General features: G+C 47.6%; 1 protein-coding gene. It reads right to left on the reverse strand.

Features of this window, described 5'->3' with window-relative positions:
- Positions 1–296: Ig-like domain-containing protein (locus D7V20_RS19980; RefSeq protein WP_171407879.1), on the reverse strand; the 296-nt coding region annotated here is incomplete at both ends.

Here is a 296-nt window from a genome sequence, read left to right on the forward strand (position 1 = left end):
AAGCTGAATACACCTGCAGTATCTGTCTGACCTGTACCCAATACAACGCCCGCAGCATTTTTAACTACAACAGTCGCTTGTTCTGATACTTGTCCTGTAATCGTCGCACCTGTTGTTGCATCTACTGTCGCTGCTGTAATCACTGGTGCTGCGTTGTCTGCAACGGCTGAGGCTGGAACAGAAGTATTTCCTGCTGCATCTGTTGCTGTTGCTGTAACCGTTTGACCATTGTTTTGAGCTGGGTTGACTGGAATCGAGAAGTTACCACTTGCATCTGTGGTTCCTGTTCCAATCAC

This window comes from Acinetobacter rongchengensis (genome assembly GCF_003611475.1).
In the GTDB taxonomy this organism is placed as follows: Bacteria; Pseudomonadota; Gammaproteobacteria; order Pseudomonadales; family Moraxellaceae; genus Acinetobacter; species Acinetobacter rongchengensis.